The organism is Aeromonas sp. s4 (assembly GCF_040907855.1).
GTDB lineage: Bacteria > Pseudomonadota > Gammaproteobacteria > Enterobacterales > Aeromonadaceae > Aeromonas > Aeromonas caviae.
The window spans coordinates 241,193-265,475 of sequence record NZ_JBFOCP010000030.1; the positions used below are offsets into that span (position 1 = coordinate 241,193).

At 63.9% G+C, this 24,283-nt stretch carries 23 protein-coding genes; 12 read left to right on the forward strand and 11 right to left on the reverse strand.

Features of this window, described 5'->3' with window-relative positions; translation table 11 throughout:
* Positions 1-265 precede the first annotated feature (265 nt).
* The 3 genes from AB5Y89_RS09880 to AB5Y89_RS09890 all read left to right on the forward strand — a co-directional run bounded on the left by AB5Y89_RS09880 (position 266) and on the right by AB5Y89_RS09890 (position 3,987).
* On the forward strand, positions 266-1,930 hold the full coding sequence (locus AB5Y89_RS09880; protein ID WP_368223655.1) for a FapA family protein: 1,665 nt from the start codon (positions 266-268) through the stop codon (positions 1,928-1,930).
* 113 nt (positions 1,931-2,043) lie between these two features.
* The gene (yidA, locus tag AB5Y89_RS09885; RefSeq protein WP_368223657.1) at positions 2,044-2,853 is read left to right on the forward strand and encodes a sugar-phosphatase; all 810 of its coding nucleotides are present in this window, start codon (positions 2,044-2,046) and stop codon (positions 2,851-2,853) included.
* A gap of 363 nt (positions 2,854-3,216) precedes the next feature.
* Complete coding sequence (locus AB5Y89_RS09890) at positions 3,217-3,987, forward strand: gamma-glutamyl-gamma-aminobutyrate hydrolase family protein (protein WP_368223658.1); 771 nt, start codon at positions 3,217-3,219, stop codon at positions 3,985-3,987.
* 151 nt (positions 3,988-4,138) lie between these two features.
* Here the strand turns inward: AB5Y89_RS09890 and AB5Y89_RS09895 are convergent, their stop codons facing one another.
* From AB5Y89_RS09895 to AB5Y89_RS09925, 7 genes are all read right to left on the reverse strand, one after another.
* Positions 4,139-4,543 carry a hypothetical protein gene (locus AB5Y89_RS09895; protein WP_010672705.1) on the reverse strand — a complete coding sequence of 135 codons (405 nt, stop codon included), beginning with the start codon at positions 4,541-4,543 and terminating at the stop codon, positions 4,139-4,141.
* Between the two features lie 71 nt (positions 4,544-4,614).
* Complete coding sequence (locus AB5Y89_RS09900) at positions 4,615-5,325, reverse strand: HAD-IA family hydrolase (protein WP_128296375.1); 711 nt, start codon at positions 5,323-5,325, stop codon at positions 4,615-4,617.
* Positions 5,326-5,420: 95 nt separating this feature from the next.
* Positions 5,421-6,398, reverse strand: a complete 978-nt coding sequence (gene xerC, locus AB5Y89_RS09905; RefSeq protein WP_049637244.1) for a tyrosine recombinase XerC — start codon at positions 6,396-6,398, stop codon at positions 5,421-5,423.
* Positions 6,391-7,071 (reverse strand): DUF484 family protein, encoded by a 681-nt coding sequence (locus AB5Y89_RS09910; RefSeq protein ID WP_010672702.1) that lies wholly within the window; start codon positions 7,069-7,071, stop codon positions 6,391-6,393. The genes xerC and AB5Y89_RS09910 overlap by 8 nt, the downstream gene beginning before the upstream one ends.
* 79 nt (positions 7,072-7,150) lie before the next feature.
* Positions 7,151-7,981 (reverse strand): diaminopimelate epimerase, encoded by an 831-nt coding sequence (gene dapF / locus AB5Y89_RS09915; protein WP_029313578.1) that lies wholly within the window; start codon positions 7,979-7,981, stop codon positions 7,151-7,153.
* Positions 7,982-8,043: 62 nt separating this feature from the next.
* A complete protein-coding gene (lysA, locus tag AB5Y89_RS09920) occupies positions 8,044-9,294 on the reverse strand; it encodes a diaminopimelate decarboxylase (RefSeq protein WP_039039806.1) in 1,251 nt (416 codons plus the stop codon).
* Between the two features lie 20 nt (positions 9,295-9,314).
* Entirely contained in the window at positions 9,315-9,515 is a 201-nt protein-coding gene (locus tag AB5Y89_RS09925) for a lipoprotein (protein WP_109112268.1), read from the reverse strand.
* 73 nt (positions 9,516-9,588) lie between these two features.
* On the opposite strand from AB5Y89_RS09925, the gene cyaY reads away from it, so the two are divergent.
* Both cyaY and AB5Y89_RS09935 read left to right on the forward strand, forming a co-directional pair.
* Positions 9,589-9,903: an iron donor protein CyaY gene (cyaY, locus tag AB5Y89_RS09930; protein WP_010672698.1), complete on the forward strand. Its 315-nt coding sequence runs from the start codon at positions 9,589-9,591 to the stop codon at positions 9,901-9,903.
* Positions 9,900-10,553 carry an alpha/beta hydrolase gene (locus AB5Y89_RS09935; protein WP_368223661.1) on the forward strand — a complete coding sequence of 218 codons (654 nt, stop codon included), beginning with the start codon at positions 9,900-9,902 and terminating at the stop codon, positions 10,551-10,553. The genes cyaY and AB5Y89_RS09935 overlap by 4 nt, the downstream gene beginning before the upstream one ends.
* A gap of 187 nt (positions 10,554-10,740) precedes the next feature.
* Here the strand turns inward: AB5Y89_RS09935 and AB5Y89_RS09940 are convergent, their stop codons facing one another.
* A complete protein-coding gene (locus tag AB5Y89_RS09940) occupies positions 10,741-13,260 on the reverse strand; it encodes a class I adenylate cyclase (protein WP_268451489.1) in 2,520 nt (839 codons plus the stop codon).
* Positions 13,261-13,582: 322 nt separating this feature from the next.
* On the opposite strand from AB5Y89_RS09940, the gene hemC reads away from it, so the two are divergent.
* The 4 genes from hemC to AB5Y89_RS09960 are packed head-to-tail and all read left to right on the forward strand — an operon-like array spanning position 13,583 to position 17,540.
* Positions 13,583-14,512 carry a hydroxymethylbilane synthase gene (gene hemC / locus AB5Y89_RS09945; protein WP_368223663.1) on the forward strand — a complete coding sequence of 310 codons (930 nt, stop codon included), beginning with the start codon at positions 13,583-13,585 and terminating at the stop codon, positions 14,510-14,512.
* 46 nt (positions 14,513-14,558) lie between these two features.
* Positions 14,559-15,293 carry a uroporphyrinogen-III synthase gene (locus tag AB5Y89_RS09950; RefSeq protein ID WP_268451485.1) on the forward strand — a complete coding sequence of 245 codons (735 nt, stop codon included), beginning with the start codon at positions 14,559-14,561 and terminating at the stop codon, positions 15,291-15,293.
* Positions 15,290-16,366: a uroporphyrinogen-III C-methyltransferase gene (locus tag AB5Y89_RS09955; RefSeq protein ID WP_268451483.1), complete on the forward strand. Its 1,077-nt coding sequence runs from the start codon at positions 15,290-15,292 to the stop codon at positions 16,364-16,366. Before AB5Y89_RS09950 ends, AB5Y89_RS09955 begins: the two co-directional genes overlap by 4 nt.
* A 10-nt stretch (positions 16,367-16,376) precedes the next feature.
* Positions 16,377-17,540 carry a heme biosynthesis HemY N-terminal domain-containing protein gene (locus AB5Y89_RS09960; RefSeq protein WP_045523022.1) on the forward strand — a complete coding sequence of 388 codons (1,164 nt, stop codon included), beginning with the start codon at positions 16,377-16,379 and terminating at the stop codon, positions 17,538-17,540.
* 168 nt (positions 17,541-17,708) lie between these two features.
* On the opposite strand, the gene AB5Y89_RS09965 is transcribed toward AB5Y89_RS09960, so the two are convergent.
* Positions 17,709-17,960: a YkgJ family cysteine cluster protein gene (locus AB5Y89_RS09965; RefSeq protein WP_010675884.1), complete on the reverse strand. Its 252-nt coding sequence runs from the start codon at positions 17,958-17,960 to the stop codon at positions 17,709-17,711.
* A gap of 355 nt (positions 17,961-18,315) precedes the next feature.
* On the reverse strand, positions 18,316-19,326 hold the full coding sequence (glpX, locus tag AB5Y89_RS09970; RefSeq protein ID WP_039040467.1) for a class II fructose-bisphosphatase: 1,011 nt from the start codon (positions 19,324-19,326) through the stop codon (positions 18,316-18,318).
* A 218-nt stretch (positions 19,327-19,544) separates the two neighbouring features.
* On the opposite strand from glpX, the gene AB5Y89_RS09975 reads away from it, so the two are divergent.
* Positions 19,545-20,603 (forward strand): porin, encoded by a 1,059-nt coding sequence (locus AB5Y89_RS09975; RefSeq protein WP_029313567.1) that lies wholly within the window; start codon positions 19,545-19,547, stop codon positions 20,601-20,603.
* Between the two features lie 82 nt (positions 20,604-20,685).
* Here AB5Y89_RS09975 and AB5Y89_RS09980 read toward each other — a convergent pair whose 3' ends face one another.
* Complete coding sequence (locus tag AB5Y89_RS09980) at positions 20,686-21,165, reverse strand: GNAT family N-acetyltransferase (RefSeq protein WP_049637272.1); 480 nt, start codon at positions 21,163-21,165, stop codon at positions 20,686-20,688.
* A gap of 272 nt (positions 21,166-21,437) precedes the next feature.
* On the opposite strand from AB5Y89_RS09980, the gene AB5Y89_RS09985 reads away from it, so the two are divergent.
* The gene (locus AB5Y89_RS09985; protein WP_368223666.1) at positions 21,438-23,480 is read left to right on the forward strand and encodes a TonB-dependent receptor; all 2,043 of its coding nucleotides are present in this window, start codon (positions 21,438-21,440) and stop codon (positions 23,478-23,480) included.
* Between the two features lie 65 nt (positions 23,481-23,545).
* A complete protein-coding gene (locus AB5Y89_RS09990) occupies positions 23,546-24,166 on the forward strand; it encodes a PepSY-associated TM helix domain-containing protein (protein WP_069652288.1) in 621 nt (206 codons plus the stop codon).
* Positions 24,167-24,283 lie beyond the last annotated feature (117 nt).

Sequence of the window (24,283 nt, forward strand, 5' to 3'; positions counted from 1 at the left end):
GATGGACACTCTGGATAGCGAAAGCATAAAACGTCAGCATATTGCGCTAAAAAACCGCAATGGAGCCCATGACATGGCCGACTCCACCCCTCTCCCGTCAGCCGATATTTCCTCAACCCGGCTCACCCATTTGCATTCAGATCATTGACCCGGAAGGAAAAATACCCGAATACTGCGCGTTGGATCCGCCCCGGCGGCATTGGATGCCGGCAAGGAGAGGCCCCGGCATGGGGCAAACCGGACAGGGACAACGAAGGAGGGCCCGGTGTTAAGCAAAGCGTGGTTTCAGCTGTCGGCCGACATGAGCTATGTCTGCCTGCGCATCACCCCGGGCCTCACCGAGCCCATCCAGGAAAGCGACGTCCTGGCCCTGCTGCGACTCTCCAACTGTCGGCGCTACGAACCCCTCGGCGAGGGGATCCGCGAAGCCGTCACCCTGCTCAACGCCCTCATTGCAGAGCCGGATGCCCCCGCGCATCCGCCAGTCCCCATTGCCCGGCGCCAGGATGCCAGGCTGCTCATCCAGGTGGACAAGGACCAGATGAGCGCCAGGGCGCAGATCACCGCGGACTGGGGTGGCCAGCCCCTGACCCTGGCCCAGTTGCAGGAGGCCCTGGCGGCCAGCACGGTCAAGCAGGGGGTGAGCGAGCGGCTGCTTGCCGCCGCCATCCAGGCAGCGGGTGAGGCGGCCCCTGGTGCCCAGCTCAATCCCGTCATCGCCCTCGGCAAGGCCGCCAGGCACGGCCTGGATACCCGCCTGGAGCGGCTGGTGGAGACCGCAGCCGAGCGGATCCTCAAACCCCAGGAGCGGGATCACGGCAAGGTGGACATGCGCGACCTCGGCACCCTGCTCACCGTCAAGGCGGGGGCGTTGCTGATGCGCAGGCACCCCGCCACCCAGGGCATCGACGGCTTCACCGTGACGGGCCAGACCCTGACCGCCCGCCACGGCAAGGAGAGCGCCATGACGCCGGGTGACGGCACCTGCCTCTCCCCCGAGGATCCGGACCTGCTGCTGGCGACCCGCCCGGGGCTCCCCTGTCAGGAGCGTGCCGGGATGCGGGTCGACGAGGTGCTCAACGTCAAGCAGGTCGACATCCGCCACGGCCACGTCGAGTTCGAGGGATCCCTGCTGGTCACCGGGGACGTCATGCCCGGCATGCGCGTCAAGACCAGTGGGGACGTGGTGATCGGCGGCTTCGTCGAGGGCGGCTACATCGAATCCGGCGGCACCATCACGGTGCGCAACGGCATCATAGGGCGCAAGCTGGCGGACGACGAATACCTCTGCCACCTCAACGCCGGGGGGGAGATCCACGCCAGCTATGCCCAGTACGCCAAGCTGGAGGCCGATGGCGACATCCATCTCCTGAGCCAGCTCAGTCACTGCTATTGCCGCAGCGGCCAGGATCTCAAGGTGGGGGACAGCGCCATGCGCAAGGGGCACCTCATCGGCGGCATCAACATCGCCAACCGGCTCATCATGGCCCCGGTGCTCGGAGCCTCGGCGGCCAACCGGACCCGGTTGCAGATCCTCGGTGGCTATTTCAGCCAGAAGGAGCAGGAGCTGGCGCTGCGCCAGCGCAAACAGACCTGCGCCGAGCAGATAGACAAGCTGCAGGATCTCATCCTGCGGCTGCTGCAACTGCCCCGTGACAAGCGCAATCCCGAGACCCTGCAGAAGATCAAGGCGCTGCGCACCCGCCAGTTCGACGAGAGCAAGAGCCTGGACGAGCAGCTCGCCGAGGCGCAGCGGGAACTGCAGGCGCTCATGGCCAACATGGACATCATCGCCACCCAGCGCCTCTTCCCCGGCGTCGAGGTGGAGATGGCCCATCACCACAACAGGGTCGATATCGAGCACGGCCCCATCCACTTCGCCATCCGGGAAGATCAGCTGCAACTGACCCCCTACCAGGGCCAGCGCTGAGGGGCAACGTGCCCCAGCGTCGGCAGGCGGCGTGATCCCGGCGGCGATTTTCGCTACACTCGGCCTCCCCATGGCCCCATCGGGCGGGCCGGCCAGACTCAGGTAGTGAGAAGATGTACAAGCTGATCGCATTGGATATGGATGGCACCCTGCTGACCCCAGAGGGCCGAATCTCCCCCCGCACCCAGGCCGCCATCGCGGCAGCCCGCGCCAAGGGCGTGACCGTGGTGCTGGCCTCCGGCCGCCCGCTGGAAGGCATGACCGCCGCCCTGACCGAGCTGGGCCTCACCGGCCAGGATGACTACGTCATCTGCTACAACGGCGCCCTGGTGCAGCAGGTGTCCGAGCAACGCATCATCCGCAGCCAGTTGCTGACCGGCAGCGATGCCCGTGCCATCGCCTACCTGGCCTGTGAGCTGGGGGTGAACATCCACGGCTTCTCCGTCCGCCAGGGGCTCATCAGCCCCAGGATCAGCCCCTACACCGAGCACGAATCCCGCCTCATCGGTCAACCCATCAACCTGGTGGACTTCGCCACCCTGCCCGACGACGAGCAGATCATGAAGGTGATGATGATTGACCCAGAGCCCCTGCTCTCCCGTGCCATCGCCCAGCTGCCCGCCGAACTCCACGAGCGCTATACCGTGGTGCGCAGCGCCCCCTACTTCCTCGAGTTCATGAACAAACGCAGCAACAAGGGCACCGGCGTCGCCGCCCTGGCCGAGCACCTGGGGCTGGATGCCTCCCAGGTGATCGCGGTGGGAGATGCGGGCAACGATCACCACATGATCGCCTACGCCGGACTCGGGGTCGCCATGGGCAACGCCACCGACGAGATCAAGGCGCTGGCACAGCACACCACGGGGCGCAACGATGAAGACGGGGTCGCCCAGGTGATCGAACGTTTCATCCTGAACGCCTGAGTCGACAAGGGGCCCTGTGGGCCCCTTCTGCTATCCGGCCGCCCGGCCAGATGTTTAATATATCCACCATCAAATCTCTCGCCGCACCAGGCACCCCCCCTCAAGCCCCTTTAAATGGGACTCGCAGCCGCATCTCGACATCAACGGTTAACATAATTGCATCATTTTGTTTGACATATTGAACGGCCTTGGCAGACTGGAGGCAGGATCCAGGCTGTCGTTGCCAAGGCTGACCGACGATTCTGGCACGCTGGCGCGACCCTGATCCCACGACCATGCCTTGAGGCATGCCCTTGCGAGCCGAGGCGGCAAGGGCCTTCCCAAGGCGCAGGATGAGACCGCCAAGGATAGCCAAGGTGACCTATGCCCAACCCCAGTTCCCATAACAAACCCGTCGTGCTGATGACCATGGGGGCCCAGGCCCGCAGTGGCCACGCCTACCAGGTCATGACCCACAAATACATCAAGCCTCTGGTGGAGATCAGCGGCTGCGTGCCGCTGCTGGTGCCCACCTGCTGTGGCACCGAGGATCTGGAGCAGTATCTGGACCTCGCCGACGGGGTCTATCTGAGCGGTGCTGGCTCCAACATCGATCCTGCCCTCTATGGCCAGGAGAACCTCACCCCGGAGAAGCCCCAGGACAGGGACAGGGATCTGTTCGATATTCCCCTGGTGCGCGCCGCCCTCGACCGTGGCCTGCCGATCCTCGGGATCTGCCGCGGCATGCAGGAGATCAACGTGGCCCTGGGAGGCGACATTCACCAGAAGGTCTATTGCGAGCCGGGTTATGACGATCATCGGGAGGATGCGGATGACCCGGTGGACGAGCAGTATGGCGAGAGCCATCAGGTCGAGCTGGTGCCCGGTACCTGGCTGGCCGAGCTGATGGGGCAGCCGTCGATTCCGGTCAACTCCCTCCACGGGCAGGGGATCAAGACGCTGGCCCAGGGGCTGGCCCCCCTGGCCCATGCCGAAGACGGGCTGATCGAGGCGATCCACGCTCCCGCCCTCTCCCCCTTCCTGCTGGCGGTGCAGTGGCACCCGGAGTGGAAGGCCAGCGAGAACCCCTACTCCATCAAGCTCTTCACCGCCTTTGGCGACGCCTGCCGCCGGTTCAGGCAGCAGGTCGGCTAGTCGCCGACCCCTTGCCCTTGAGCCTGGGCAGGGCCTTGTACATCGGGGGCTGCCCAGAGGCATCCGACGTGACGGGCCTGTGACCCCCCCACGCCATCAAGCTGCCCACTGCCTTCGGCGACGCCTGCCGCCCGCTCAGGCAGCAGACGGGCTAGTCGCCAAATCCCTTGCCCTTGAGCTTGGGCAGGGCCCCGCGATCAGGGCGCAGGGTTCGGCAGACATCCAGCCCCTTGAGGCCCCGCTGGATATGGTCCGGGGCCTGCCCGAGCACCATGCCGTTGCCGCGATAGAGACGGGCATCCTCCAGCTCGAACAGCTCGCCACCGATGAGCAGTTGCTCCCGGCCATTCACCACCTTGCCCCGTTTCAGGGGCAGGGTCATGTCCACCTGGATCTCGCCGGTGGCACACCCCTCGCGCCAGCGCGCCTCGTCGGAAAACGGGGAGATGGCGATCTCCCGCCAGGATCCGTCCCTGAACTCCATCCGGTAACGGTCTTGCACCAGATCGCATCCCGCCAGCATCACGGGGATCGCCAGCCAGATGACACCCTTCATTCCCTTCACGCCCTTGCTCCCTTGTTGTTATTGCCAGATATAGATCACGGAATCTGTCCCTCATCCCCAGCTCAGAGCAGCAGGGTGGCCAGATCCTGCAACTGCCCCAGCTCCACATCCGGCAGCAGCGACAGCGACTGCCAGGACTGACCGCTCTCGTTGAGCCAGGCGGCCCGAAAGCCGTGCAGCCTGGCACCCAGCACGTCGGTCACCGGGTGATCCCCCACATGGAGGATGCGGCCGGGGGTCAGCCCCAGGGCTTCTTGCACCTGCACGAACATGTCGGGCGCCGGTTTCATTCTGGCTCCCGCTCCCGCCTTGCAGACCAGGGTGAAGTAGCCAGCCAGACCCGCCTGCTCCAGATCCAGGTTGCCGTTGGTGATCACCGCCAGCGGGTAGCGCGCCGCCAGACGAGCCAGCAGGGCGTGAGTCGCCTCGCTCACCTCTATCTTCGAGCGCTCGGCCATGAAGCCGGTGAACACCGCCCGGGCCTGCTGCTCCGCCAGCCCGGGCTCCATGCCCCCCTGCACCAGGGCCTCGCGAATGCCCCGCTGGCGCGCCAGGCTGACGTCGTGGCTCAGCGCCGGGTGGTCCAGCAGCAACTGGCGCTTGAGCGCGAGCCAGCGCGGCTTGTCCAGCATGGCGGTAGCCAGGTATTCGCTGCGCAGGTGGTCCAGCATCCACTGTTCCGCCCGCGCGATGGCGGGGCCGTTGTCATAGAGGGTGTCGTCCAGATCGAACGAGATGGCGGCCACCGGCTGCCAGCGACGGTAAAACTGCATGGCTGTTCCTCTTTACTCCTCATCCTCTGGCGTTGCGGGCTCCCGCCTGACCGGGGCGACGTGGAGATTGTCATCCCCGCAGATCGCACACCACATCACTCATCCTCCGGCGTTTCCGGATCCCGCTTCGCCCGCGGGTGGGCACTGTCATATACCTTGGCCAGATGCTGGAAGTCGAGGTGGGTATAGATCTGGGTGGTGGAGAGATCCGCATGCCCCAGCAGCTCCTGCACCGCCCGCAGGTCGCCGGAGGATTCCAGCATGTGGGTGGCGAAGCTGTGGCGCAGCTTGTGGGGGTGCACGTGGGCATTGAGCGCCTGCTTGTTGCCCCAGCCGTCGAGCCGCTCCTGTACCGAGCGGGCCGAGAGCCGCTGCCTGCGCTTGGAGACGAACAATGCCTCCCCCTCGTCACCGGCCAGCAGGGGGCGTACCTTGAGCCACTTGTGCAACCACTCCACCGCCATCCGCCCGATGGGCAGCACCCGCTCCCGCGAGCCCTTGCCGATCACCCTGAGCTGGCGCTCCTCGAGCTTCACGTCCGCGAGGTTGAGCCCCACCAGCTCGGCAAGGCGCAGGCCGGAGGAGTACATCAACTCCATGATGGCGCGATCCCGCACCGCCAGCGGATCCTGCTCGTCGGTGATGTTGAGCAGCTGGTACATCTCGTCCACGTCCAGGTTCTTGGGCAGGGGCCGCCCCTGCTTGGGGGTGACGATGCCACGCGCCGGGTTGGCGGTGAGCCGCCCCTGGCGCACCTGCCAGTCGCAGAAGCTGCGCAGGGCCGACACCTTGGTGGCAAGGGAACGGGGCGCCAGCCCCCCCTTGTGCATCCGGGTCACCAGACTGCGCACCTGGCTCGCCTCGAGCCGGGCCCAGTCGTCGACCCCGAGCTTCACCAGCTCGGCGGTCATCGCTTCTAAGTGGGCCTGATAGTTGCTGCGGGTGTGGGGGCTGAGCTGGCGCTCGACCCGCAGGTATTCGATAAAGGCGTCCAGCTCCCCCGCCAGTGCGACCGGCAGAGGGTCGGCGGCAGGGAGCACCTTGGCAGGGGATCGGGTCGTTGCCTTAGCCACGGGCCAGCTCGGGCAGACGCAGCTGCAGCAGACGCCCCAGCTGACCCAGCAGCAGGGTGTCGTTGTGAGGGGTGAAGTGGCTGGGATCCGAGCTCGCGAAGGCCAGCACGCCGAGCTCCCCGAGCCGCATCAGGGCCACCGAGTTGACCAGCACATCATTGCCAAACAGCGCCTGCTTCTCGCTCTGGTTGAGGCGACCGAAATAGTAGTCCGTGCCGGGCAGGCGCTGCCCCAGCAGTTGTTCGAGCTGTTTGCCCTGCGCCAGGAAACGCTGCTCGGGGCCGCTCAGCTGGAAATGCCTGGGATTGAGCCAGAGCCGCAGGCCGGTGAGTCGCAGCCGCTGGACGAAGGCCTTGCCCATCACGGCGCTCAGCTCGAACAGGGTCTGGCAGCCGTAGATCTCCCCGTAGAGATCCGCATAGACCCGGAAGATCCGCTCGTTCTCGCTGGCGACCCCCATCAGTTCGGTGATCTCCTGCTCCAGCTGCTCGATGCGCTCCCGCTGTCTGTCCAGCTGGCGCTCCACCAGGGAGATGGTGCCCTTTTGCGCATGGGGAATGCGGATCTTGTCCAGCATGGCCCCGTGACGCAGGAAAAACTCGGGATAACGGGCCAGGTACTCCAGCACTGTGGCTTCATCCACCAGTGATTCCTGCCGTTTGAGTTCGCTCATAACTTGGTTGATCCATCCGAAAAAGGGGCCAAGGGCCCCGATATGATCCGTTGATGGAGCGGGATCACCCGCTCCTTGTCTACAACTCTATCTGGCCGTCAAAGACGTGCTCGGCCGGCCCCGTCATGTAGACGGGCTGACCCGGTCCCTTCCAGGCGATGGTCAGCTTGCCACCCGGCAGGGTGACGGTGACCCGCTCCTTGAGCTTGCCCTGGCTGATGCCTATCACCACGGCCGCACAGGCCCCGGTACCGCAGGCCAGGGTCTCCCCCACCCCGCGCTCGAAGACCCGCAGCTTGATCTCGCTGGCGTTGACCATCTCCATGAAGCCGACGTTGACCCGCTCGGGGAAGCGCTCGTGGCGCTCCATGATGGGTCCCAGGGTCTCCACCGGCGCATCGGCCACCGAGGGCACCTCGATGACGCAGTGAGGGTTGCCCATGGAGACGGCACCGCACATCACGGTGTGATCCTGGGCCCGCAGCAGATACGTCTTCTCCGCCTTCTGGGCACGGAACGGGATCTTGCCCGGCTCGAACTGGGGCACCCCCATGTTGACCGTGACCTGGTTCTCCCCTTCCAGCTGCAGGGTGATGCGGCCCCGGGCGGTGCTGACCGCGATGCGATCCCGGTTGACCAGCCCCTTGAGACGCACGAAACGGGCGAAGCAACGGGCCCCGTTGCCGCACTGTTCCACCTCGCTGCCGTCGGCATTGAAGATGCGGTAATGGAAGTCGAGCTCGGGGTCATAGGGCGGCTCCACCAGCAACAGCTGGTCGAAGCCGATACCGAAGTGACGATCCGCCAGCTTCTTGATGATGTCGTTGCTGAAGAACACCTTCTGGGTGACGCCATCCACCACCATGAAGTCGTTACCGAGGCCGTGCATTTTGGAAAACTCAATCAACATCGCGCGTTCCTGTCTCACCGTTAATCACGCTCTCACATGGAGGAACGCTGAAAATCCATCCATCACGGCAGCAGGTGCTCGCCACGCCAGAGATCCGCCAACTGCTCCCGCTCACGGATGAGGTGCGCCTGGTCACCGTCCACCAGCACCTCGGCCGCACGGGGTCGGGTGTTGTAGTTGGAGGACATGGTAAAGCCGTAGGCGCCAGCGGAACGCACCGCCAGCAGGGAGCCCTCGGCAATCGCCAGGGTACGCTCCTTGCCGAGGAAGTCGCCGGTCTCGCACACCGGGCCCACCACGTCATAGAGTGCCTTCTCGTGGGTCGCCCGGCTGTCCACCTCGATGATGTTCATCCAGGCGCCGTAGAGGGAGGGGCGCAGCAGATCGTTCATGCCGGCGTCGATCAGGGCGAAGTTGCGAGTCTCGCCGGGTTTGAGGAACTCGACCCGGGTCAACAGCACACCGGCGTTGGCGACGATGGCGCGGCCCGGTTCGAACAAGAGGGTCAGATCCCGGCCCGCCAGCTTCTGCTTGAGCGCCTCGGCATACTCGGTGGGGTGCGGCGGCTGCTCGGCGCCGTAGTTGACCCCCAGACCGCCGCCCACGTCCAGGTGATGGATGTGGATGCCTTCCGCCGCCAGCTCGTCGATGAGCTTGAGCAGCTTGTCCGCCGCCTCCATAAAGGGATTCAATTCAGTGAGTTGCGAGCCGATGTGGCAATCCACCCCCTTGATCTCGATGTGGGCCATGGCCGCTGCCTTGCGGTAGATGGCGGGCGCCTGTTCGATGGGGATGCCGAACTTGTTCTGCTTGAGGCCGGTGGAGATATAGGGGTGCGTGCCTGCGTCGATGTCCGGGTTGACCCGCACCGAGACCCGCGCCTTCTTGCCCATGCTGCCTGCGACCCGGTTCAGGCGCTCCAGCTCGGCTTCGGACTCCAGGTTGAAGCAGAGGATCTCTTTTTCCAGCGCAAGGCGCATCTCGGCTTCGCTCTTGGCGACGCCGGAGAAGACCACCTTGGCCGGATCACCGCCCGCCGCCAGCACCCGGGACAGCTCGCCGCCGGAGACGATGTCAAAGCCCGAACCGAGGCGTGCCAGCAGATTGAGCAGGGCCAGGTTGGAGTTGGCCTTGACCGCATAGCAGATCAGGTGGGGAATGTCGCCAGCCGCCTGGTCGAAGGCATGCCAGTGGCGTTCCAGGGTGGCGCGGGAGTAGACATAGAGCGGAGTGCCGTACTGGTCGGCAAGCTGTTGCAGGGGAAGCTGTTCGGCCTGAAGCTGACCGTCTGCGTCGTAGTTAAAGTGATCCAAGTGGGCGGTTCCTTCCTAGATTATTGCGGCGCGGCCTCTGAGGCCGGTGTAGCGGTCGCAGGCGAGGCGGCTTGCGGTGTACTCTCTGTCATGGGCTGTGTCTGCTCTGCAGGTGCGGGCTGTTCGGCCGGCGGCATGTAGAGCGGCCCCGTCAGGCCACAGGCGGCCAACCCGAGCGACAGCGACGCGGCAAACAGGCACTTGGTGAACTGGGTAATCATAATGGTTCGCTGCGAAAAAATTTTTGGCCCTCTATAATCGCACTCACATTGTTAAAAGCAACAGGATAAACCGATGAAGGATCACGAGTATCACGCCCTGACCGACGCCTTTTTCCAGTATGTGGAAGACACCATCGACGAGGGGTATCCGGATATCGACTGCGAACGCGCAGGCGGGGTGCTGACCTTGAGCTTCGAGAACAAGACCAAGGTCATCATCAACAAGCAGGAGCCCCTGCACCAGATCTGGGTCGCTACCCGGGAGAACGGCTTCCACTTCGAGCTGCGCGGTGACAGCTGGATCGACAACCGCTTCGGCGACGAGCTCAAGGCCCTGCTGACCCGGGCCTGCACCACCCAGGCCGGCGAGCCCGTGGTCTTCTCATGACGGATCTGCATCCCGAAGGTGCCCGCCATGCGGTGATCTGGCTGCACGGGCTGGGGGACTCCGGCGCCGGCCTCGCCCCCCTGGTGGAGGCGCTGGCCCTGCCCGCCGACCTGCCCGTCCGCCATCTGCTGCCGGATGCTCCCGAGCGTCCCATCACCATCAACATGGGCTACCGGATGCGCGGCTGGTACGACATCAAGAGCTTCGAGGATCCGGCGGATCGCGCCGTGGAGTCCCATGTCAGGGAGTCAGCGGCCCGTATCGCCTCGCTGATTGAACAGTTGGTGGCCGAGGGTTTCGCCCCCGAGCGCATCGTGCTGGCCGGCTTCTCCCAGGGGGGCGTCATCGCCTCCTTCACCGCCCTGCGCCATCCGGTGCCACTGGCAGGCCTGCTCTGCATGTCCACCTATCTGGCGGTACCCGATGCCCTGCCCGGCGAGATGAGCGAGGCGGCCCGCGCCCTGCCCATCTGCTACATGCACGGCATCTATGACGACGTGGTGAACCTCTCCATGGGCTGGGACGCCAAGAACCGGCTGGAAGCGGCGGGACTCAGCCCCGAGTGGCACGAATACCCCATGCGCCACGAGATCTGCCGCCCCCAGCTGGGCGACATTCGCAGATGGTTGCTGGCCCGCCTCGGTGCCTGATTGTCGGATCACGGGTAAGACAACGGCCTGCATCAGCAGGCCGTTTGCTTTCATCCCTGACGGCGATGCTCGACGGCATCCCCCACTGGCCGCGGCCCCCTCCACACCAGATTCCCGCACCACGGATACGACAACGGCCTGCATCATGCAGGCCGTTTGCCATCTTGCCGGTGCGGTTATCAGCGTATCATCCTACTTCCCGCGCCGCTCCTGGGTTGTCCCGCTGCGGGCTCTGGCTGCGGTAGGGGATCACATCGAGTTTGTCACCCACCTGCACGATTTCGTAGTACTGGGGCAGGTTGAAGTTGCTGAACTGACCCACATTGCTGAATCGCTCGTGACCCGAGGTGTAGAACCGGTTCACCCCCTGTACCAGTTCGTCCTTGTTGCCGGCGAAGTGCTGGTAGATCTCCACCCGGTTCGCCTCGTCCAGGATATAGATGTTGGTGCCTGCATCCCGGGTATCGAAGAAGAACTGCACCAGCCCTTCGCTGGCGTAGGCGTCGACGATGCCGGGCAGGTGCTGGCTGTGGGTCTTGTCGAGGCGCAGCGGCAGGTGATCCAGCTTGTTGTGGGAGATGTGGCGGTAGAAGTCGATGGCGTTTTCCAGCTTCTTGACCGACACCCCGCGCCGCTCGAAGAAGATGCCGTACTTCTCCTTGCCGAGCGCCAGCGTCTTGACCAGCTGCTGCTTGTCCCGGGCCAGACGCAACTCGATGCATTCAGCCACAAGCTGCTGGAAGCGGGTGCGCACCAGGGAGCGGAAGTGCTGGCTGTAGCAGAACACCTCGATCATCTCGGGGGCCGCGGCGTCCTGGTGCATCTTGCCGAGGATGGTGGTGAGGGCGTCCACCACGGCTTCCTCTCCCTCGAAGTGCAGGGTGCGGATCTCGCTCCAGGAGTTGCGATAGACGAGATCCACGGATCCCACCAGACACTCCTGGTTGCGACCGAACGAGAAGACGTCCGCGGCGTTGGCATCGAACTCGATCACCTGCCCCACCCAGTGACTGGACGGGTCCGTCTCCAGGTTCAGGAAGATGGAGAGCTGGCGGATCTCGCACGGCCGGCTCAGGGCCAGGTTGGTCGCGCGGGGATACTTGACCGGGAAGGTGCCGGAGAGATCGCGACAGAACTGGTGCAGGTTGTCGATGTGCAGATCCGAGCCCTGGTTGAACAGGTGCACCCGGGACTGGGGCGTCAGCAGGCCGTTGAAATAGGCCCAGGCCACCAGCTTGCTGATGTAGCCGTTATATTCGAGCGGCGCCCGGCCGATGATGTCGGCGGGTTCGAGGGAATGCTTGTAGAGATACCAGCCGGCGCGATTCAGGCGGCCGTGGGGTACCTGGACCAGGCTGAGATCCGGCTCGCCAAGATCCGGCGCAATCTTGAGGTTGATGCGCTGCACCTTGCCCGGCAGGCTCTCGAATGCGGCATAGAGCTTGCGCGACAGGATGCCGATGTCTTCCGGGTTGATGGACTCGCTGATGTTGTTGCGTCGGGCGAACTGGATGAGATTGCGGTAGCTCTGCATCAGAGCCTCCAGCAACTCGGCGTAGGCCACCTTGACGTCCTCGACCTTCCACTCCTGGCGGTGATCAAGGTGGTAAAGGCGCTCCGGACTCCAGCCCCAGTAGGCTACCAGCTGGGCCATCTGCTCCCGGCGCCAGTCCGGGGAGTGATCTTCCTTGGGATGGCTCAGCCCGTCGCACACCTTCAGATAGAAGCAGCGACGCACCAGATCGAGGCGCTGCATGTCGCCGATGGACTTGAGGTAGTTGGTCACCTTGTCCAGCATCAGGCAGTAGTTGTCGAGGCGGTAGTGCATCCCCTCGTTGTGCTGGAACCAGTCGCGACTGGTCACCGACAGTAGCCGGGTGTTGGGATACTCGTGGGAGTAGGCCTCCATCAGCACCGACTTGAGCACCGCCTTGTAGGGGGAGTCGATTCCCTTGTAGAGCTGCCACAGGGCGGAGCCGAAGTACTCCTCGGCAGGAATGCGATCAAAGCCCCCCAGATCGAGCCAGTCATCCTGGCTCAACTTGCCGTGGGCAAACAGGCCGTTGACGTAGTCGTCGTAGTGATCGTCATATTCGGCCGGCACCAGATACCAGAGCAGCCGCTTGCCGGCGATGTGCATGGCGCTGCGGTAGAACTCGTCGAGCAGCAGCAGGTGCTGGGCGCTGCCGCAGCTCTCCCCCTGCATCTGGGCATCGTTGCGCTGGCGGAACTTGTCTTCGGGGATCAGGAAGAAGTTGAGATCGACCCCCCGCTGCTCGGCCCACATGGAGAGGTGCTGGCACTTCTGTTCCAGCAGGGCGAGGCGCTCGCTCGACAGACCGGCCACGTGACAGACCCAGATGTCGAGATCCGAGTGGCAGCACTGACCGATGGAGGAGGTGCTCCCCATGGAGTAGAGGCCCTGGATGGACTTGTCGTGGGTACTGAGACCGCCCTGGCAGTTGGCGTTCTGGCAGAGATCCTGGATGAAGGCCTGCTGGGCCTCGTTGGCGACAAAACTCCAGATACCATGAGGTACATCCCCTGCCACATAACCGGGCAACAGGGGGTGATTGAAGTGCAGCATGACAGGCAGCAAGTGGAAAACCTGCTGCCCGTAGCGACTCATGAGATCCAGCGCTCGTTGCGTCTTGAGACGATTGAGTTCGTCGTAGCGCGCCACCAGCGTGTCGAGTTTAACCAGCAATGCCCTACCTATGGGGAAGAGAAATGACGCACCAAAACGGGGAGACGTCAAAAAAGTGTGATCATGTTAACAATGCAAACAGCAGTGGTAAACAAGCCCGCACACAATCACCGGATTATTTCTGACCCTGTTCGTAACGGTATCAACGGAAAGCAATAAAGCTACTTATTTTCAATGGCTTAAAATCAATTATTGGCTGAATGAAAATAATTTTCAGCCCCCGTTTTTGAGCTTGGCCCCGCTTTTGCGGGCTGCGCCATGAAAGCCCCTGCAAAGGGTGGTAAGATCGTTTTCCTCTCAAAAGATGAAACAACTGATTGATATGGCAGCCCGAACCCTGAAAATTGCCACTCGAAAGAGCCCACTGGCCCTGTGGCAGGCCAATTTTGTGAAAGATCGGCTGGAGGTACTCCATCCGGATCTGCAGGTCGAACTGGTGCCCATGAGCACCCAGGGTGACAAGATCCTCGACACCCCCCTCGCCAAGGTCGGCGGTAAGGGGTTGTTCGTCAAGGAGCTGGAGACTGCCATGCTGGAAGGGCGTGCCGACATCGCTGTTCACTCCATGAAAGACGTACCTGTGGAGTTCCCCGACGGACTCGGCCTGCACACCATCTGTGAGCGCGAAGACCCGCGCGATGCCTTTGTTTCCAACCATTTCAACCAGATAGACGAGCTGCCTCAAGGGGCCGTGGTCGGCACCTCCAGCCTGCGCCGTCAGTGCCAGCTGCGCGCAGCCCGCCCTGATCTCGTGATCCGCGACCTGCGGGGCAACGTCAACACCCGCCTCGCCAAGCTGGATGCCGGTGAATATGACGCCATCATCCTGGCCGCCGCCGGCCTGAAACGACTGGAGATGGCCCATCGCATCGCCGCCTTCATCGAGCCCGAGCAGAGCCTGCCCGCCAACGGCCAGGGGGCGGTCGGCATCGAATGCCGCCTCGACGATCACGAGCTGCACACCCTGCTGGCGCCGCTCGAACACCCCGAGACCCGCATCCGGGTGCTGACCGAGCGCGCCATGAACCGCGCCCTGCAAGGGGGCTGTCAGGTGCCCATCGGGGCCTATGCCCTGGTACAGGGAGAAGAGGTATGGCTGCGTGGCCTGGTGGGCAGCCCGGACGGTGCCCGCGTCATTCGCGACGAGATCCGCGGCCCCCTGGCAGAGGGCGAGGCACTGGGCCACACCCTGGCCCAGCGCCTGCTGGCCGCCGGCGCCGACGTCATCCTGGCCGAGGTCTACCGGGCATGAGTGCAGTACGGACCGGTTCGCGGTCATCTGCCCGGAGCGCCCCCTGATGGTCCCCCTGGTGGTGCGCCCAGCCGCCCAGGCCAACCAGCTGGTGCAGATGCTGCGCCAGCTGGGTCATGCACCGCTCTGCTGTCCGTTGCTGGAAACCCGGCCGGGATGCGACCTCCCTCACCTGGGTGACATGCTGCGTGAGGCGGACCTCGTTATCGCCGTCAGCATGCATGCCATTCATTTTGCACATCATTTTCTGTTGCAAACTGGTCAGACCTGGCCACATATTGATTACTTTGCAGTCGGTCAGGCGAGTGCGGATGCCTTCGCCGAGGCGGGCATCCAGGCCCTGTGCCCGGCCGATCCCCGCAGTGAAGGGCTGCTGGCCCTGCCGGCGCTGCAAGGGGTGAGTGGCCGCCGGGTGCTGATCCTGCGCGGCAACGACGGGCGGGATCTCATCGCCCGGACGCTGGCCTCACGGGGCGCACTGGTGCACTATTGTGCCACCTACGAGCGCCACTACCCCGATCTTGACGGGGACGCATTGACCCGCCACTGGCAGGCAGCCGGGCTCGACAGCTTGCTCATTACCAGTGGCGAACTGTTGCAGCGGTTGCTGGCCCTGGTGCCCGGCCCGCAGCACCCCTGGCTTTATGACCGCCTGCTGGTGGTGCCCAGTCCCCGGGTGGCCGAGATGGCAGAAGGGGCTGGTTTTACCCGTATCGTGATTGCCCAAGGTGCATCCAACCAGGCTCTGGTGGCCGCCCTGGAACTGAGGAAGATGGAATGACTGAACAGCAAGAAGTCCAGCCGAGTGCCGCGGCCACCGTGGCCGACAACAACAAGCCCGCGCCCGGAACGACAGGGAGCAAGAAGGGCAGCTCTGGCACCGTGCTTGGCGGCATCGCCATCCTGCTGGCCCTGGGGCTGGCCGGTGGTCTCTATGTGCACGGACACCAGAACGCCGTTGCCCAGCAGGCCGAACTGGTAGCCCTCAAGCAGCAACTGGCCGACGCCATGACCAGGATTGATCAGGGCAGCAGCAAGGATGCCGAACAGATCGGTGCCCTCGGCAAGAGCCAGCAGCAGTTGCAGGAGGCGCTGGACGCCTTGCAGACCAAGGTGCTGGATCTGGACGACAAGCGCCCCAATGACTGGATGCTGGCGGAATCCGAATACCTGGTGCGCATGGCGGGCCGCAAGCTGTGGCTCGAACACGACATCGTCTCCGCCATCACATTGCTCGGCAACGCCGACGAGCGCATCAAGGCGCTCAACGACCCCAGCCTGATGCCCATTCGCAAGGCGCTGGCGGAAGACATCGCCAAGCTCAAGGGGATGCCGCGGGTCGATCGCGAGGGGTTGACGCTGAAGCTGGCCGCCCTCTCGGACCAGATCGAGCTGCTGCCCCTCTCCACCGTCAGCATGCCGGAAGCCAAGAGCGAGCCCGACCAGACCGTCAGCACCAACCCGGACGAGTGGCAGAGCAACCTGAAGAAGAACTGGGTCAAGTTCACCGAAAACTTCATCACCATCCGTCGTCGCGATGGCGCCGTGGAAGCCCTGCTCTCCCCGCAGCAGGAGATCTTCCTGCGGGAGAACCTCAAGACCAAGCTGCTGCAGGCCCAGCTCGCCGTCTATCGCGAACAGCAGTCCCTCTATATCGACAGCCTAGAGAAGGCCCAGCGCTGGCTGACCCAGTATTTCGATGCCGACAACAGCGCCACCCAGTACATGCAGTCCGAGCTCGACAAGCTCAAAGGCGAGCAGATCCAGTTTGACTACCCGGATCAGTTCAAGACCCAGACCATGCTGGAACAGGTGCTGACCGAACGCCTGCAACGCATCCTGGCCGGCAACTGAGGAGGAGACCATGATTCGTCTGATCGTCATAGTCGCCGTGATGGTGGCGGGCCTCATCTTCGGTCCCGAAGCCTCCGGCAACAAGGGTTATGTGCTCATCTCGCTGGGCAACTACACGGTGGAATCCTCGGTCACCAGCGCGGTGATCCTGGCGGTGCTGTTCTACGGCGCCCTGCTCATCGTGGAATGGGTGCTGGCCCGCCTGTTCGGCCTGCGCCGCAAGACCCAGGGCTGGTTCGGCTCCCGCCGCCGCCGCAAGGCCAACCTGCAAACCGTCAATGCCACCCTGGCCATGGCAGAGGGGCACTACAACCAGGCCGAGAAGCTCCTCATCAAGGGCGCCGACAACAGCGACACCCCGCTGCTCAACTACCTGAGCGCCGCCCGGGTGGCCCAGGCCCGGGGCGATGACGTGCGCCGGGATCACTACCTGCAGAAAGCTCAGGAAGAGAACCCCAAGGCAGAGCTGGCACTGACCCTGATCCAGACCCAGTTGCAGATTGAGCAGGGCCAGTACGACAGCGCCCTCGGTCGCCTCGAGTCCATCTATGCCCTCAACCCGCGCCACCCCATGGTGCTGGATCAGCTGCGTCAGGTGTATCTGGCCCGTGAAGACTGGGCGGCCCTCATCGATCTCGCCCCTGCCCTGCGCAAGGTGGGCAAGCTGACCGCCCAGCAGGAAGAGACCCTGCTGCACCAGGCGTGGTGCGGTCGTCTGGAGGCCGCCAGCGGCTCCCTCGACACCCTGCGCACGGTCTGGCAGGGTCTGCCCCGCAAACAGCGCCAGGATCCCGTGCTGCTGGCCAGTTACGGGGATCGCCTGCGCCGATTGGGGGCCGATGCCGAAGCCGCCGACCTCTGGCTGGAGGCCCTGCGCAAGGATCCCTCCCCCGAGCTGTTCGCCCGCCTGCCCAAGCTCAAACTGGACGACTACCAGCCCATGCTGACCCTGCTCAGAAAGATCCAGGATCAGCCTGGCGCCGAAGCCGCGCTGGCCCGGGTCTGCCTGCTGGCCGGTCAACTGGACGACGCCCAGCGGCTGCTGGAGCAGGAAGTGGCGAAGGCGCCGGATGCCGCCCTCTACCACGCCCTCGGCCAGGTGATGGACAAGCGCCGGCTGACCAACAAGGCCAACGAGTACTACCGCCAGGCATTGCAGCTGGCCGACATCTGACGCCCGTTCGTCGCGAAACAGGAAGAGGCCGCAATTGCAGCCTCTTTTTATTGGGATTGTTTATTGGCATTGTTCCGGATGGCGGCTCTCTTCTCCCCTTGCGGGAGAAGGGAGCGGGGATGAGGAGGACAAGCAGACACCCTTTCCCCAAGGGAGAGGGTCAAGGGCTCAGGCGGTCAGCCGCTCCAGCTCGCCGATAAGCCAGATGGCCTCCTGGCGATGGGAGCCGCACACGTCCGCCATGGGGCGAAAGCCGCCGCATACCGCCGGGCGCTCCGGCTGGCCGAAGATCTTGCACCCCAGGTGCGCATCGAGCTGCACACAGGGCACACCGGCGGGCTTGCCATCCGGCATGCCGGGAATGGCACTGCTGATGCTGGGGGCGATGCAGCAGGCACCGCATCCCTGACGACATTCCATGTGATTTTTCCTCTGTGGGGCACCGCAGTGTAGCAAGGAGTCCGGTTTCTCCTAAGCCTTATCCCTGCCCGGGCACCCTGGCGCCCTGCAGAGCGCAAAAAGCCCGGCAGTGCCGGGCTTTTTGCTGCGGGAGTCAGCACATCACAGGATGATGTCGCGTACCACGCTGTCCTTGCGATCCAGGAAGTGGATCGACTTGATGCGACGGCATGAGAGTTCGTGACTTGCCGCCACCGCCATCCTCCTGCTTACAGGATGATGTCACGCACCACGCTGTCCTTGCGATCCAGGAAGTGGATCGACTTGATGCGACGGCATGAGAGTACGTGACTTGCCGCCACCGCCATCCTCCGGCTTACAGGATAATGTCGCGTACCACGCTGTCCTTGCGATCCAGGAAGTGGATCGACTTGATACGACGGATGGTGCGCGATTTGCCGCGGATCAGCAGGGTCTCGGTGGTCGCCATGACGCCGTCGCTGGTGATCCCTTCCAGCAGATCACCCTTGGTGATGCCGGTGGCCGAGAAGATGACGTTGTCATTCTTGGCCAGATCTTCGAGCTTGAGCACCTTGCTCACGTCGATGCCCAGCTCCTCGCAGCGCGCGATCTCCTGTTCACCCAGGGCGCGAACCTCGGGGCTGTCACCCTTGACCTGGTGGCGGGGGATCAGGCGAGCCTGCATGTCACCGTCCAGGGCGCGGATCACCGCCGCCGAGATCACCCCTTCCGGTGCGCCACCGATGCCGTAGAGCATGTCCACTTCGCTGTCCGGCAGACAGGTGAGGATGGAAGCGGCCACGTCGCCGTCGGGAATGGCGAACACCCGCACTCCCAGACCCTGCATCTCCTTGATCGCCTTGTCATGACGCGGCTTGGCCAGGGTGATAACGGTCAGACGGGAGAGGGGCTTGCCGAGCGCCTTGGCCACGGCCTTGAGGTTCAGCTCCAGGGCCTGATCGAGATCGATGGCGCCTCTCGCCTTAGGGCCCACGATCAGCTTTTCCATGTACATGTCGGGGGCCTTGAGGAAGGATCCCTTGTCGCCCACCGCCAGCACGGCCAGGGCATTGGCCTGACCCATGGCGGTCATGCGGGTCCCTTCGATGGGGTCGACCGCGATGTCCACGGCGTCGCCCTGACCCGTGCCCACCTTCTCGCCGATGTAGAGCATGGGGGCTTCGTCGATCTCCCCTTCGCCGATCACAATCTCGCCATCGATCTGGATCTGATTGAGGATGTGACGCATGGCCGCCACGGCCGCGCCATCGGCGATATTCTTGTCACCACGTCCGAGCCACTTGTAGCCAGCCAGTGCAGCCGCTTCCGTCACTCGGGAAAATTCGATTGCCAGTTCACGTCTCATCGCATATCCAACCTTAGGAGCTCGAAAACGGGCGGCATTCTACCACAAGGGCAAACCTTTGCGCGTAAAAGTGGCGACCAGCCACATAAATCCCGGTTTTCATCCCGCTGACATGGAACCGACACGGTTTGTTCATTGCACGGTCACCCGACTGTCATCTGTCACTTCTAGCATGGCCCCGTCTTTTAAAACAAAAGCTTGCAACACAAGGGATCATGATGAAAAAGCTGACAGTAGTAGCATTGGCTCTTACCGCCGCCTTCCAGGCTCAAGCCGTCGAAGTGTACAAAAACGAGAGCACCCTGCTCGACCTCTACGGCCGCATCTACGCCGGCCAGTTCTTCGGCGAGAAGAAAGAGCTGGACGCCAACGGTGACATCAAGAACGAATACAGCGACAAGCAGGGGGCCAACCAGTTTGTCCGTCTGGGCGCCAAGGTAGAGAGCGAGATCAACCCGGGTCTCAAGGCGCTGGCCCAGTACGAACTGCAGATGTACATCAACGACAGCGAGAAGACCGTCAGCGAGAACTCCGACAACCTGCGTACCCGTCTGGCGTTCGCCGGTGTCGGCGCCAACTGGGGAACCGTCACCTTCGGTCGCCAGAAGGGGGCTCCTGGCTTCCTGGCGGACTGGACTGATGTCTCTCTCTCAGATGGTTACGGCAACGAGGCACTGGGCGCCAAGACCGACACCTTCGCCACCAACCGCGCCGGCTCCGTGCTGAAGTACTCCGGTCTGTTCAACGGTTTCCAGGTCGATACCAGCTACAAGTTCGATGGCGGTGACACCGAAGAGACCTCCAGCAAGGACAGCGATGCCGCCTACGGTGCCGCCGTGGCCTACACCTTCCCGTTCAACCTCTCCCTGGGGACCGCCTACAACGTGGGCATCCGCGACAAGAGCGGTGAAGAGGATGCCAAGCTGTGGCTGCTCTCCGCCAAGTACGACAACAAGGCCCTCTACGCTGCTCTGAGCTATGCCGACGGCAGCGACTTCCTGGCCACTGGCAAGGATCACACCGGCTGGGAAGGGGCGCTGGGTTACAACTTCGAGAGCGGCTTCGGCCTGATGGCCCTGTGGAACAAGCAGAAGGTGGAGCAGGCTGGCAAGTCTGACTACGACTCCATCGACTACTACACCCTGGGTGCCCAGTACAAGTTCAACAAGAACCTGCGCGTCATCGGCGAGTACCGTATCAACAACCTCGACAGCCATGACAGCGGCAAGCTCAACACCAAGGATGACTTCCAGCTGGCGGCCCGCTACGACTTCTAAGTCGGCAACCACCTGACGACACGGCGCGCAGATCCCTCTGCGCGCCGTTTTTCATTTGGGATGATCGCGTTGTCACTGAGGCTCAGAGCTTCTTCTGCCAGAACATGGCCCGGCCCACCTCAGGATCGAGCTCATAACCCGCAAAGCCGCTGGCGCGATAGGCAGCCTGGGCCACCTTGTTCCCCTCCAGCACCTCCAGGGTCAGCTTGCAGCAACCGAGCTCCCTGGCGAGCCGCTCCGCCTCCGCCAACAGCTGCTTGCCGATGCCGTGGCCGCGATGGGCAGGGTGCACCGCCACGTCGTGGATATTGAGCAGCGGCTGACAGGCGAAGGTCGAGAAGCCCTCGAAGCAGGTGGCAACGCCAGCGGGCTCCCCATCGACCCAGGCCAGCAGCACATGGGCACCGGGTCGCGCGGCCAGGGCGTCGGCCAGATTCGCCTTCACCTCGTCCGCCAGTGCATTGCCGCCCCCCATCTCGTCCCTGGCGTATTCGTCCAGCATCGCGATCAGCGCCTCGCCGTGGCGAGGGTTGTGCAGATCCGCCCTGATGATCTCGACCATGTTTCTCTCCCTGTGTGTGCCGGATGGTGCGCCAAGGCGCGAGGCCACCATGGTAGCGTCCCCTCCGAACCGAACCAAGGTTTCCCCCGGCCTTTTCCCCGAGGTTCCGACCCCTCAGTGCCTGCCCGCCAATGATCTCTTTTTCTTGCATCTTCTCCTTGCAAGGCAAATGAAAATCAATATCATTAGCAACCTCTCGCGATGAGAGAAATCAATAATTACAAATAAATCAACAAGTTCAGGCCGATTGGTCGACAAAGAGTCACACCCAGATGAACCATTCCAACCCCCCGCACGCCTTGCTGGGCGTCGCCTTGCTGGCGGTTTGCACCAGCCCCCGTGCCGAAGACGAAACCCTGACCGTGGTCGCCAAACGCAGCCAACATGAAGAGGTCGCCACCGCGACCCGCACCGCCACCCCGGCCAAGCTGGTGCCCCAGAGCATCGAGAGCGTCAAGGCAAGCGAGCTGACCGCCTTCGGCCAGCCTACCCTGAGTGAAGCCCTGACCGGCATCCCTGGCGTCAACGCCAGCGGCGACACCCGCTTTGACGGCGTCACCATCCGCGGTTTCAGCGCCAGCAACGACTTCTACCTCGACGGCCTGCGCGACGACATGCAATACACCCGCGACCTTGGCAACATCGAACGGGTCGAAGTGCTCAAGGGCCCCGCCGCCGTGCTCTACGGCCGTGGCAGCACGGGCGGCATCGTCAACCGGGTCAGCAAGGTTCCCCAGAAGGGGCAGGCCTCCAGCGTCAGCGCCCAGGTCGGCAGCTTCGACAGCCGACGCTTCGCCGCCGATCTCAACGGCGAGGCAGGAGAGCGGGTACAGGTGCGCCTGAACCTGGCCCAGGAAGACAAAGACAGCTTTCGCGACGACGTGACCAGCAAGCGCACCCTGCTGGCCCCCTCCGTCAACTGGGAGATCACCGACACCCTGAACTGGCTGGTGCAATACGAGCGCAACGAGCACGATCGCACCCCGGATCGCGGCATTCCCGGCGTCGATGGTCGCCCGGCGGATGTCCCCATCGAGAGCGTCTACAGCGACACCCGCCGCGACTTCATCGACGATGTTGCCCAGTCCACCCGCTCCCGCTTCACCTGGGACATCAACGATCAGTGGCAACTGCGCCAGCAGCTCGGCTACACCACCCTCGACAGCCAGTTCGACAATACCTATGTCACCAGCGTCAAGGGTGACAAGGTGACCCGCGCCCGCTGGCAGCAGGATCTCAAGGCCAGCAGCCTCACCAGCAACACCGAGGCGGAAGGCCAGCTGCAAACCGGCCCCGTCGCCCATCGTCTGCTGGTGGGCCTGGAGCAGGGCTGGCAGGATCGCACCCCCAAGCTCTACCAGAACGCCAGCCCGATCCCGGCAGGCAACCTCTATGATCCGGGCTCCCTGCCCACCTACGACGGCGCCATGAAACTCTCCAGCGACGCCCATCACAGGGTGCGCGGTGTCGGCCTCTATGTGCAGGATCAGCTCAGCCTGGGCGACTGGCACCTGCTGGCAGGCCTGCGCCGCGACGACTTCACCGTCACCAGCCGCCGCAACGACCTCGACAAGGAAGAGACCCTCTCGGTCACCAGCCTGAGTCCGCGCCTGGGCCTGGTGTGGAACCCCATCGAGGAGCATGCCTTCTACACCTCCTACAGCAAGACCTTCACCCCGGTGGGCGGTGAGCTTATCGGCATCACCCCGGGGGACAAGAACAACAACCTGGATCCCCAGCACACCCGGCTCTATGAAGGGGGCGTGAAGAGCGACTGGCTGAACGGCCGCCTCGCCACCACCCTCTCCCTCTACCGGCTGGAGATGTACAACAAGCGCAGCAAGGATCCGCTGGATCCCACTAAGGTGATCCTCACCGGTCTGCAGCGCACCGACGGCATCGAGCTGAGCGCCCGTGCCCAGCTGACCGACGAGATCTATCTGCGCGGCGGCGTCGCCATCCAGGATGCCGAGCAGGTCAAGGCAGACGCGGACCTGCAAGGCAAGCGACCGATGAACGTCTCCCGCCAGAACGGCCAGCTGTTCGCCGGCTACCAGAGCGGCAAGCAGGGCTGGTTCGGCGAGACCGGGATGACGGCGGTGGGGGATCGCTTCGCCGACAACGCCAACACCACCACCTTGCCCGGTTACGCCCGCTTCGACGCCCGTGCCGGCTACCGCTGGCCCCAGTGGGAAGCCCAGCTGAGCGTGGAGAACCTGACCGATCACGACTACTTCGTCAGCGCCACCAGTGCGGCCCAGATCATGCCGGGCACGCCCCGTCAGCTGCACCTGACCGCCGCCTACCGCTTCTGATCCTCCCTGTTTATCGACCCCTCTGGCCAGCGTTCGCTGGCCAGATTGTTATGAAGCACCGAACGATGACACGCAGAAAACTCCCCCTGCACAACAACAAGTGGGTGCGCCGCATCCACGCCTGGGCAGGCTTTGCCACCCTCACCCTGATGCTGCTCTACGGCCTCACCGGCCTCTGGCTGCAACACAGGGCCGTGCTGCCCCTGCCCGGTCCCCACACCGCCAAGTCGAGCGAAGAGATAGTACTGAGCACGCCGCTGGCCAGCCCGGATGAATTGAAAGCCCTGCTGCAACAGCGTTATGCAGACATGTTCGAGGAGGGGCGACCCCAGATCACCCCGCCCCAGACCCTGCCCACACCATCCGGCGCCCTCACCCTGCCGGCCCGCTGGGAGCTGCGCGGTGTCACCCTCAGCCAGAGCGTGGCCGCCAGCTATGTGGAAGGCACCCTGCTGGTGCGCACCGAGCTGCAGCAGGCCAACTTCGCTGCCAGCCTCAACCGGCTGCACCGTGGCATGGGCACCGGCCTGCCCTGGCAACTGGTGGGAGATCTGGCGGCCCTGGCCATGCTGCTGCTGGCCCTCACCAGCCTGCTGATGTGGAACAAGCTGCACGGCCCCGCCGGTCGCGGCATCACCCTGCTGCTGCTGGGCGCCCTGGTCACCGTGCTGGTGGCCCTGCTCTAGCCCTTTTACCGACACCAAAACGGGATCCTGCTCCCGGCGGCGGTAACCTTGCCCGCACCTCGGGTAACAAAGGGTAACCGGCCGCCGATGGGGGTCACAGTTGGCGACCAGGCGGCT

Excerpts from the sequence above, each read along its gene's own strand:
- yidA (WP_368223657.1), top strand. The coding sequence starts at position 2,044 with ATGTACAAGCTGATCGCATTGGATATGGATGGCACCCTGCTGACCCCA.
- AB5Y89_RS09890 (WP_368223658.1), top strand. The coding sequence starts at position 3,217 with ATGCCCAACCCCAGTTCCCATAACAAACCCGTCGTGCTGATGACCATG.
- AB5Y89_RS09895 (WP_010672705.1), bottom strand. The coding sequence starts at position 4,543 with ATGAAGGGTGTCATCTGGCTGGCGATCCCCGTGATGCTGGCGGGATGC.
- AB5Y89_RS09900 (WP_128296375.1), bottom strand. The coding sequence starts at position 5,325 with ATGCAGTTTTACCGTCGCTGGCAGCCGGTGGCCGCCATCTCGTTCGAT.
- AB5Y89_RS09910 (WP_010672702.1), bottom strand. The coding sequence starts at position 7,071 with ATGAGCGAACTCAAACGGCAGGAATCACTGGTGGATGAAGCCACAGTG.
- dapF (WP_029313578.1), bottom strand. The coding sequence starts at position 7,981 with ATGTTGATTGAGTTTTCCAAAATGCACGGCCTCGGTAACGACTTCATG.
- AB5Y89_RS09925 (WP_109112268.1), bottom strand. The coding sequence starts at position 9,515 with ATGATTACCCAGTTCACCAAGTGCCTGTTTGCCGCGTCGCTGTCGCTC.
- cyaY (WP_010672698.1), top strand. The coding sequence starts at position 9,589 with ATGAAGGATCACGAGTATCACGCCCTGACCGACGCCTTTTTCCAGTAT.
- AB5Y89_RS09935 (WP_368223661.1), top strand. The coding sequence starts at position 9,900 with ATGACGGATCTGCATCCCGAAGGTGCCCGCCATGCGGTGATCTGGCTG.
- hemC (WP_368223663.1), top strand. The coding sequence starts at position 13,583 with ATGGCAGCCCGAACCCTGAAAATTGCCACTCGAAAGAGCCCACTGGCC.
- AB5Y89_RS09950 (WP_268451485.1), top strand. The coding sequence starts at position 14,559 with ATGGTCCCCCTGGTGGTGCGCCCAGCCGCCCAGGCCAACCAGCTGGTG.
- AB5Y89_RS09955 (WP_268451483.1), top strand. The coding sequence starts at position 15,290 with ATGACTGAACAGCAAGAAGTCCAGCCGAGTGCCGCGGCCACCGTGGCC.
- AB5Y89_RS09960 (WP_045523022.1), top strand. The coding sequence starts at position 16,377 with ATGATTCGTCTGATCGTCATAGTCGCCGTGATGGTGGCGGGCCTCATC.
- AB5Y89_RS09965 (WP_010675884.1), bottom strand. The coding sequence starts at position 17,960 with ATGGAATGTCGTCAGGGATGCGGTGCCTGCTGCATCGCCCCCAGCATC.
- glpX (WP_039040467.1), bottom strand. The coding sequence starts at position 19,326 with ATGAGACGTGAACTGGCAATCGAATTTTCCCGAGTGACGGAAGCGGCT.
- AB5Y89_RS09975 (WP_029313567.1), top strand. The coding sequence starts at position 19,545 with ATGAAAAAGCTGACAGTAGTAGCATTGGCTCTTACCGCCGCCTTCCAG.
- AB5Y89_RS09980 (WP_049637272.1), bottom strand. The coding sequence starts at position 21,165 with ATGGTCGAGATCATCAGGGCGGATCTGCACAACCCTCGCCACGGCGAG.
- AB5Y89_RS09985 (WP_368223666.1), top strand. The coding sequence starts at position 21,438 with ATGAACCATTCCAACCCCCCGCACGCCTTGCTGGGCGTCGCCTTGCTG.
- AB5Y89_RS09990 (WP_069652288.1), top strand. The coding sequence starts at position 23,546 with ATGACACGCAGAAAACTCCCCCTGCACAACAACAAGTGGGTGCGCCGC.